The 8,773-nt window shown below is 67.2% G+C and carries 9 protein-coding genes; 7 read left to right on the top strand and 2 right to left on the bottom strand.

Annotation, left to right across the window (positions count from 1 at the left end; all coding sequences use genetic code 11):
- Window positions 1-63 precede the first annotated feature (63 nt).
- Window positions 64-2,169, top strand: coding sequence for a hypothetical protein (locus WD184_00820; protein MEX0825292.1), 2,106 nt, complete (start codon window positions 64-66; stop codon window positions 2,167-2,169).
- Window positions 2,162-3,154, top strand: coding sequence for an AAA family ATPase (locus WD184_00825; protein MEX0825293.1), 993 nt, complete (start codon window positions 2,162-2,164; stop codon window positions 3,152-3,154). Before WD184_00820 ends, WD184_00825 begins: the two co-directional genes overlap by 8 nt.
- Window positions 3,155-3,260: 106 nt before the next feature.
- On the opposite strand, the gene WD184_00830 is transcribed toward WD184_00825, so the two are convergent.
- Entirely contained in the window at window positions 3,261-3,635 is a 375-nt protein-coding gene (locus WD184_00830; GenBank protein MEX0825294.1) for a VOC family protein, read from the bottom strand.
- Window positions 3,636-3,826: 191 nt separating this feature from the next.
- Here WD184_00830 and WD184_00835 point away from each other — a divergent pair, with 191 nt between their 5' ends.
- Genes WD184_00835 through WD184_00850 form a run of 4 tightly spaced genes read left to right on the top strand, consistent with a single transcriptional unit; the run spans window position 3,827 to window position 6,854 of the window.
- Window positions 3,827-4,891, top strand: coding sequence for a TIGR00730 family Rossman fold protein (locus tag WD184_00835; protein MEX0825295.1), 1,065 nt, complete (start codon window positions 3,827-3,829; stop codon window positions 4,889-4,891).
- A gap of 12 nt (window positions 4,892-4,903) precedes the next feature.
- Window positions 4,904-5,635: a maleylpyruvate isomerase family mycothiol-dependent enzyme gene (locus WD184_00840; protein ID MEX0825296.1), complete on the top strand. Its 732-nt coding sequence runs from the start codon at window positions 4,904-4,906 to the stop codon at window positions 5,633-5,635.
- Window positions 5,632-6,417 (top strand): BtpA/SgcQ family protein, encoded by a 786-nt coding sequence (locus WD184_00845; GenBank protein MEX0825297.1) that lies wholly within the window; start codon window positions 5,632-5,634, stop codon window positions 6,415-6,417. Before WD184_00840 ends, WD184_00845 begins: the two co-directional genes overlap by 4 nt.
- On the top strand, window positions 6,414-6,854 hold the full coding sequence (locus WD184_00850; GenBank protein ID MEX0825298.1) for a PPC domain-containing DNA-binding protein: 441 nt from the start codon (window positions 6,414-6,416) through the stop codon (window positions 6,852-6,854). The genes WD184_00845 and WD184_00850 overlap by 4 nt, the downstream gene beginning before the upstream one ends.
- Window positions 6,855-6,860: 6 nt before the next feature.
- On the opposite strand, the gene WD184_00855 is transcribed toward WD184_00850, so the two are convergent.
- Window positions 6,861-7,502, bottom strand: a complete 642-nt coding sequence (locus WD184_00855; protein ID MEX0825299.1) for a hypothetical protein — start codon at window positions 7,500-7,502, stop codon at window positions 6,861-6,863.
- A gap of 221 nt (window positions 7,503-7,723) precedes the next feature.
- Here WD184_00855 and speB point away from each other — a divergent pair, with 221 nt between their 5' ends.
- Window positions 7,724-8,647, top strand: coding sequence for an agmatinase (speB, locus tag WD184_00860; protein MEX0825300.1), 924 nt, complete (start codon window positions 7,724-7,726; stop codon window positions 8,645-8,647).
- Window positions 8,648-8,773 lie beyond the last annotated feature (126 nt).

Consider the following 8,773-nt stretch of genomic DNA (forward strand, 5'->3'; position numbering starts at 1 on the left):
AACCGGTTGGCCTGGCGGCTGAGAGGCGACCGGGCACAGCACTTCATGAGACAATGAGCGGCTGTGCGCGCCCGAGATGAAGCCCTGCTGACCGAGATACTGCCCCCAGAAGAGCGGGCAGTCGAGGCGGTGGTCGCCCGGTATCAAAGGGTCGCTCCGGCGGTGACCCGCTTCGCCCGCTCGTTGGCCGACAACGACGAATTGCGGGTCCGCCTCGGTTCGCGGACGGTGGCGGACGCCGGGGAGATCGTTATGGACCCAGGCATTTTCCAGGCGGCCTACGCCCGCAGGGCACCCGTCACGCCCTCCGAAGTAGCCCTGGCATCTGCACTCCACGAGGTGGTGCACCTGGTTGCCACCGACCTCGACGAGAAGCGGCCCCTCCCCCCGGAATGGTTCCCCGACCTCGATGAGCCACTCCCGGAGGATCCGGTGACGCTGCTCGATGCCGTCGACCGGGCCGGAGGCCCGGCCGCCGAAGCGATGTTCCTCGCCATCGAAGACGCCCGCCAGGAGGCTCAGCATCTTGGCATCTATCCGGGCGCCCGTTCGGTGCTCGGGGACCTCTACCGCGCTTCGATTCCGGGAGCGATGGGGAAGGCGCGCCCCATGGGGCAGTTCGCCCTCTGCTGCTTTCTCGCGGTGGGCGCTTACCAGGACGTCGACACCCTCCAGGGCCTGTCCGATACGCCGGTGGCCACCGCCCTCGAGGAGTCCCGGGACCTCATCGAACAGGCTCAAGCCGCAGACGGTCCCTGGGAGACGGCCGGGATCGGGCTCGCCCTGCTGGCGATCGCCCGCCTGCATGGGCTGCTCACCGAGGCATCCACCACCGAGACCCCGACCCAGACCGAGGCGCGCGAGGAAGTCGACCGGGACCGCATCGACGAGGGCGTTGACGGTGTACGGATCATCACGCCGATCCTGCGCGACGCCGAGTCGTACGACGCCACCAAGCGTTCCGCCCAGGCGATGGCGGCCGAGAGGGGCACGAAAGCCGACATCGACGAGGCTGGTGACCCCGCCACCGACCAGATCCTGCGGGTTTCGGAAGGGCCTGACGTGTACCTCCCGACGGGCCAGAGCGGACGGCTGATCGTCTCGGCCATGCCAGACCGATTCACCGCGTTCGCATCCAACGGGCGAGATGCCATCGATGAGGCCGCCCGCAAGTGGGATGTGGCCCCCCGTCACATCTCCGGTGAGCTTTATCCGCTGTTCGTCGCCAATCAGCGGCGCGGCCTCCGGTCGGGCTACGACGCCGGCGACCTGTCCCCACACGCCGCCCTGTTCCTGGGCGCGGGCCTGTATCAGCGGATGTTCGAGCGGCGGTCGCTCCCCACCCGCCGCGCCTATGCGGTGAGCCTCCTGGTCGATGGGTCAGCCAGCATGTTGCAGCCGCGGCCGCTCCCGGGCGGGCTGAAGGCCCCGTGGGCGATGGCGGCCGCCACCCTCGGGGCATGGACCCTCGCCCGACTCTGTGACGAGTTGCAGGTGGAGTTCGAGGTGGCACTGTTCAACCGGGCGTTTGCCTCCCGGGTCGACGACAGCGAACGCAGCTATGTCGACCGCCTCAACCAGACCCGGGGAGCCCTGCGCCGTAGCCAGGGCGGCGCCGCCGACCGCCTCACCCGAACCATCAATCACTACCTCGTCAAGACCTTCGATCAGCGGTGGGAGTCGGCCGAGCCGAGCCTCGCCGGACTCTTCTGGACCGCGGCCCGCCCGGCCGAAGCCGCCACCGTCGCCCGAAAGGATCCGACCGGGTCACCGCCTGTCTCGATGTTCGAGAAGGCAGCCAACGTCGACGAGTTGAACGTGAGCCACGCGGCCGAGCGCCTCGCCCGCCGCAGCGCCCAGGTGCGGATGCTGGTGGTGCTCGCCGACGGGATGACCCGCGGCTCGGTGGAGACCCTGGCGGCGTCAGTCGATGCGGTGGAAGCCTCGGGTACCACCGTTCTGGGAATCGGCATCGGGGACGCCACGGTCGAAGCCGCCTATTCACGCCGCCAGGTGGTGGGCCGACCGGAAGAATTGACCAAGGCGATGATCGACGGGGTCCGCTCGGCCCTTCGCAAGAGCATCGCCCTCTCGGGGGGCGACACCTGGTGGGCCCACGAGAGCTTGCTGTCCGAACGCCGTGAGATGACAAGGAGCAACAGTGCCTGAGAAAGTGAAGTTCGTCGACCCAACCGGACGGGGCAAGGTGATCCAGCTCACCGCGTTCGAGGTGCCTGCCGACATCCCCGACCACGATCAGCGAGCCGGCAAGATCCCGGAGGCCGACCCCAACTATGTCGACCTCGGCATGTTGTACCGCCTCGCCGCGATCGAGCAGGTGCGGCGTGCCGGCCTGGTCGACACGCCGCTCCACCTCGCGCTCCGCGGCCACATGGGCACCGGCAAGGACCACGACCTCGAGCAGTTCGCGGCGATGCTGCGGATGCCGTACTACCGGATCCCGCTCACCGGAGAGGTGCGTGACATCACCCTGATCGGGTCGGTCAAGCTCCACGGCGACGGCCGTGGAGGCACCGAGAGCCGGTGGGAGGACGGCGACATCACCCGGGCACTGCGCGGGCCCGCCCTCATCAACCTCTCTGAGCTGAACGCCGCCGGGGCCGAAACGCTGTTCGCCCTGCATGCACTGCTCGATCGGTACCAGGCCCTCGACCTCCCCACCGGGGAGACCGTCCATCTGCGCGACGACACGCGGATCTTCGGCACGCTGAATCCCACCGATCTACGCGACTACGCCGGGACCCAGACCCTCAACAAAGCGTTCGCCGACCGGTGGGTCATCTGGGAGAAGCACTTCCCCGATGTCGAGCAGACCGAGGCGATGCTGGAACGCCGCTATCCGAAGCTCCACGCGCCCTTCGTGAAGACGATCGCCCGGCTCGCCATCGAGGTGAACGAGTCCTTCACCGCGTCGGATGCCCGCACCCGGGTGGGAACCCCGATGAGCCTGCGGACCGTGCTCGACCGGATTCCGGCCGGGTTGTGGATGTATGCCGACGACGAGGATCCCCTCCGCCGCACCTGGGAAGAGTTCGTCCTCAGCCACATCGACCCCTACGACCTCGACCACTACGAAACAGTGTGGTCAGCAGTAGCAAGACGAGGCCCAGAAGGGCCACCGTTCAAGAAGTAGTCCTCAGTCGCCAGTCTCCAGTCTCCAGTCTCCAGTCTGAAGCAGGTGAACGCGCTTCACAGGGCTGGCGGGTTGCGCATCGCGCATCGCGCATCGCGGATGGCGGTCAAGCCCTCCTCTCTACGAGACCTACCACATTCCCCTCTGAGTCCTTGAAGAAGGCCATCCACTCCTCGGTGCCGGCGGCGCCGAAGGTGCCGTCGGCGTCGCGGAAGATCATGTGGGGGGCGTCGGTCACTTCCACTCCGGCATCGCGGAGGGCGGCGTACTCGGCGTCGATGTCGTCGACCGCGAGGTAGAGCAGTGCCGATGGTGCCCCCCGCTCGATCAGGAGGCGGGTGTCCCCCAGGTCGAAGAACGCCAGCCCCGGTGGATCGAACGAAGCAATGAAGCGCAGCCCCAGAGTGTCGCGGTAGAACGCGATCGCCCGCTCGAAATCCTCAGCCCGCTGCGCCACCTGATGGAGGCGGGAGATGGTCATGGAATGAGTCTGGCAAGGTCGGCCGCCGTCGGCGACCTCCCGCGATTGGCGATTGGCGATTGGCAGAACGCGTTCGAAGCGTCGGACCCGTCGAGCTGAGTCTTGCGGAAGGCGGAAGGCGGAAGGCGGAAGGCCCTTCTTCCTGGAGACTGGAGACTGGCGACTGGCGACTGCCGACTACCTTCCCCCCCATGCCCCGTTACGACCTCGGTGATCCGGAGCTGGACGCTCGGATTGCCGCGCTTGCGGCCGAGGTGCTCGAACACCACGACGACAACGACCTCGACTTGATCTCGGAGTTGATCGTCACCTCGCTCAAACTCGGCCGTGACCGGGCCAGCCGGGGTGACCTGAAACTGCTCAACAGCGCGCTCAAGGAGTTGCGGTTCGCCTTCCTGGTGTTCTCCCAGTACCGGCACATCCCCAAGGTGTCCGTCTTCGGATCGGCCCGCACGGGTCCCGAGCATGCCAACTACCAACTGGCGGCCGACTTTGCCGAACGGATGGTTGAAGTCGAGAAGTGGATGGTCGTCACCGGGGCCGGCCCCGGGATCATGGAGGCCGCCAACCGCGGCGCCGGCGGGGAATTCTCGTTCGGGGTGAACATCAGGCTGCCGTTCGAGGCTGCGGCGAACCCCTACGTGGACGACGCCCGGCTCATCAACTTCAAGTACTTCTTCACGCGGAAGCTGATGTTCCTCAAGGAGTCGCACGCATTCGCCCTCTTCCCGGGCGGTTTCGGAACGCAGGACGAGACGTTCGAACTGCTGACCCTCACCCAGACCGGGAAGACCACAATCCATCCGATCGTCCTCCTCGAGGCACCAGGCTTCGACTATTGGAAGGGATGGCTGGACTTCGTGCGAGGGACTCTCATCGAGCGGGGCATGATCGCCCCCGACGATCTCGCCCTCTTCACCCACACCCACGACCTCGATGTCGCCGCCCGCGAGATCACCCACTTCTACGCCAACTATCACTCGCAGCGGTTTGTCGGCGATCGGCTGGTCCTGCGACTCCGGACCCCACCCGATGACGCGCTCGTGCAGCGCCTGAACGACGAATACTCCGACGTGCTCGCTTCAGGGCGGATCGAGTCGGTGGAACCCAGCGACGCCGAGATCGCCGACAACGACCATGTCGACCTCCCCCGCCTGCGTTTGCACTTCGACCGGCGGAGCCTGGGAAGGCTCAGGTTGCTGCTCGACACGGTCAATGATGCGGTGGCCGAGTCCGGGGCCCCTGGGGCGGATTAATCTTCAGGGTTCATGCGGGAAATCCTGGCCGACCTCGTCGCCGAGCAACAGGGCCTCGATCAGTCGCTGCAACGCGCTCCAGATCGAGACTGGAAGAAGCGCGTCGAGGGGAACACAGTCCAAGAGGCGATCGCCATCCTCGCGTGGGAGGAACAGCACGCCGCCCGCGCCCTCGCCGGGGACCGCACGGTGCGCAAGGAACTCGCTTCCTACGACGACCTCGACGCCTTCGTGAAGGCGGGGGCGGCCAAGGCCAAGGGCAAGCGGCCGCAGGAAGTCATCGAATGGTGGCGGTTCGCCCGGGCCGACGTCGTCGACGCCCTCAGCAGGATGAAGCCCACCGACCGGGTTACCTGGGTCGAGGGCAAGGTGAGTGCGCGGTCGTTTGCGACGCTGCGACTCGCCGAGACCTGGGCCCGGGGCCTGGCGATCCTCGAGGGCCTCGACAAGGAGATCGTCGATACCCCCCGCTTGCGCCACATCGCCTGGCTCGGGTGGGCGACCCTCCCCCATGCCTTCAAGGCTGCCGGCGAGCACTATGAGCCAGTCCGGGTCGAGGTCACCGGCCCGGCGTACGCCCGGTGGGTGTTCGGACCCGAAGGCGGCGATCAGGTGATTCGGGGCCAGGCGGGCGAATGGTGCCGCCTGGTGGTCGGCCGTCTCGACCCCGCCAAGTCGGAATCGCTCGCCGCGACCGGTGAGGTGGCCGAGATGGCGCTCGAGGTGGCCGGCATCTTCGTATGAGGGCGCCTTCGCTCGGGCACTGGCGGCTCATCGGCATGGTGCACGTCGGCCCGCTGCCCGGAGCGCCCCGCTTCGACGGCGATCTCGACTCGACGCTCGCCGGTGCACTGCTCGACGCCCGCCGCCTCGCCGACGCCGGATTCGACGCTCTGATGATGGAGAACTTCGGCGATGCCCCCTTCTTCGCCGACGATGTGCCCAAGGTCACGGTGGCCGCAATGACGCGGGTAGCCACCGCGATCCGCGAGGCGGTGGACCTGCCCCTCGGGATCAACGTGTTGCGAAACGACGCCCTCGCCGCAGTCGCCGTCGCGGCGGCGTCCGGAGCGTCGTTCATCAGAGTGAACGTCCTTGCCGGCACGATGAGCACCGACCAGGGGCCCATCACCGGGCGCCCCGCCGAAGTGGCCCGGCTGCGAGCAGCAGTCCATCCGACCCTTCAGGTGCTCGCCGACGTGTTCGTGAAACATGCGGTCCCCCCGCCCGGCCTCACCCTGGCCCAGGCCGCCCGCGACCTGTGGGAGCGGGGCGGTGCCGACGGGATCGTGGCCAGCGGCAGCGGAACCGGCCATCCGGTCGACTTCGACCGGCTGCACGAGATCCGCAAGGTGGTTCCTGATGCACCGTTGTTCGTCGGATCGGGAGTCGACGCCGCCACGGTCGGAGAACTCCTGGAGGTCTGCTCGGGCGTCATCGTCGGCACATCGGTCAAGGAAGCCGGCCTGAGCACTGCCCCGGTCGATCCGGAGCGCGCGGCGGCACTGGTGAAGGCGGCGGGATGAAGGCTCATCGCCGCTTCGAGTCGGGCACCACCCATCTCTTCAGGCTCGAGGCAGGCGACGACATCGTTCACGAGATCACCCGATTCGTGACCGAGCACGGGATCTCGGTGGCGTGGATCAGCTACCTGGGGGCGGTGCGCAAGGCGTCGCTGCGCTACTACGACCAGAACCGCCTCGAATACCAGGACTTCACCATCGACCATCATCTCGAGGTCCTGTCGGGGGTCGGGAACGTCTCGCTTCTCGACGGCAAGCCCTTCGTTCACACCCACGCGGTCTTCTCGGACGAGGACGGCAAGGCATTCGGCGGCCACCTCAACACCGGCTGCGAGGTCTGGTCGCTCGAGGTGCGGGTGGAGGAACTCATCGGTGACCCCCCGATGCGCCAATTCGACGAGACCACCGGTCTCGGCCTCTGGCGCCACGACGAGGCCTGAGCCGGCCTAGGCCTCGGGCGGGGCGTCGAGACCCCGCGGTGTGACCTCGAAGCCGCTCTTCAACAGCAGGCTGAGCATCGCCGGCGCCGGGTCGCGGAATTGCACCGGGCGGAACGCCAGGTCGGTACCCGAGAAGAACCGCATCAGCGTCTGCACCATGTGAGCGTGGGTCATCGTATGAAGGTCACAGTGCGGCGCCCGTCCGAACGCCACCAGCCGCACCCTGACCTCGCCGCCACCCCGAGCGGGCGCCACGCACAGCTTCGCGGACGACAGGTCGTCGACGATCGACGTCAGTTCGACGGTGAACAACCACTCGATGCGGCGCAGCATCTGGTGTAGCACCTTGTGGTCGCGGATCCCCGGGTTGAACTCGGCTTCACTCTGCTTCACCTCGCCGATCACCACATCGATCTGGCCCGGCTCGAGCCGCAGTTCGGGATCATCGAGGAGAAGCAGCCGGGTGTCGGGCTCGTCGTGCGGATCGCCCGCGTAGATCTTTCCGGGGAAGCGCAACGCCATGATGTCGATGTCGGTGATCGACTCGAATTCCCCATCAACCCGACGCGCCTGCACCTCGAACTCACTGAGCGTCAGATACCCATTGAGCCGCAAATAGGTCTCGACCAGATTGACCGCGATGTCCATGGAGCGATTGTCGGCCGCCAAGGGCAGCATTCGCAATTCGCAATTCGCAATTCGCAATTCGCAATTCGCAATTCGCCGGAAGGTCGCGTCCGCTCTTGCTGAAGGCGGAAGGCGGAAGGCGGAAGGCCAGTCTGGAGACTGGAGACTGGAGACTCCCCTAGCCTCTCCTCAAGGTCGGCTTCGATTACACCTCTTTCTCTGCGCGGTCTTCGTTCGTGGGGGTGCCTCGGCGGGAGATTGGGGAGATCGGCGATGCCGCGGTGGTGATCCTCGGCGCTCCGCTCGACTGGGGGACCACCAACCGGCCCGGCGCCCGCTTCGGACCGAAGGCGATTCGTGAGGCCGATTACCTCGACCCCGATGGGAAGCGGCCTCACCTCGACACCGGGATCGATCCGCTCGAAGTGCTCGGCGTGGTCGACATCGGGGATGTGCACGTGCTTACCGGATACATGGAAGAGAGCATCGATCGGATCCGCGCTGTCGTGTCGACCGTCGCTGGGGCGGGGGCGGTTCCCGTCGTGCTGGGCGGCGATCACACCATCACTTTCCCCGACGCCGGTGGGGTGGCCGACGTCCACGGCCACGGCGAGATCGCCCTCATCCATTTCGACGCCCACGCCGACACCGGCGAGAGCCACTACGGAAAGCTTCTGGGACACGGAACGCCGATGCGTCGGCTGATCGAATCGGGTGCCGTGCCCGGTCACCGCTTCGTCCAGATCGGGCTGCGGGGGTACTGGCCCGATCCGCCGGTGGTCGAGTGGATGCGGGGCGAGGGGATGCGATCCTTCTTCATGGGCGAGATCGTCGAACGGGGCCTCGGGCCGGTGGTCGACGACGCGGTTGCTCACGCCGCCGACGGCGCCAAAGGTGTATTCATTTCGGTGGACATCGACGTGGTCGACCCGGGAGCAGCACCCGGCACCGGCACCCCCGAACCAGGAGGGCTCACCGCCCGCGAGTTGCTCGACACGGTCCGCCGCCTCGGCCGCGACCTCAACGTCCTCGGCGCCGACGTCGTCGAAGTCGCCCCCGCCTACGACACCTCCGACATCACGGCCCTGTTAGCAAACCGGGTTGTGCTCGAGCTGCTCAACGGGATGGCGCAGCGGGTTTTGGGCCGAGGTGACGCGAGCAGCTAGCCAAGTTGAGGTGGCCTTCCGCCTTCCGCCTTCCGCCCTCGGCAAGACGAGGCTCTCTTCACCGCCTGTCCACTATCTCGGTGGGCTGGCACGTCCGGGGGGGGGGGGGGGGGGGGGGGCGGGGGG

The organism is Acidimicrobiia bacterium (assembly GCA_040878325.1).
Classification (GTDB): Bacteria; Actinomycetota; Acidimicrobiia; order Spongiisociales; family UBA11373; genus JAUYIV01.

Coding starts and splice junctions, on each gene's coding strand:
- WD184_00850 (MEX0825298.1), top strand. CDS start 6,414: ATGAAGGCTCATCGCCGCTTCGAGTCGGGCACCACCCATCTCTTCAGG.
- WD184_00840 (MEX0825296.1), top strand. CDS start 4,904: ATGCGGGAAATCCTGGCCGACCTCGTCGCCGAGCAACAGGGCCTCGAT.
- WD184_00855 (MEX0825299.1), bottom strand. CDS start 7,502: ATGGACATCGCGGTCAATCTGGTCGAGACCTATTTGCGGCTCAATGGG.
- WD184_00845 (MEX0825297.1), top strand. CDS start 5,632: ATGAGGGCGCCTTCGCTCGGGCACTGGCGGCTCATCGGCATGGTGCAC.
- WD184_00835 (MEX0825295.1), top strand. CDS start 3,827: ATGCCCCGTTACGACCTCGGTGATCCGGAGCTGGACGCTCGGATTGCC.
- WD184_00830 (MEX0825294.1), bottom strand. CDS start 3,635: ATGACCATCTCCCGCCTCCATCAGGTGGCGCAGCGGGCTGAGGATTTC.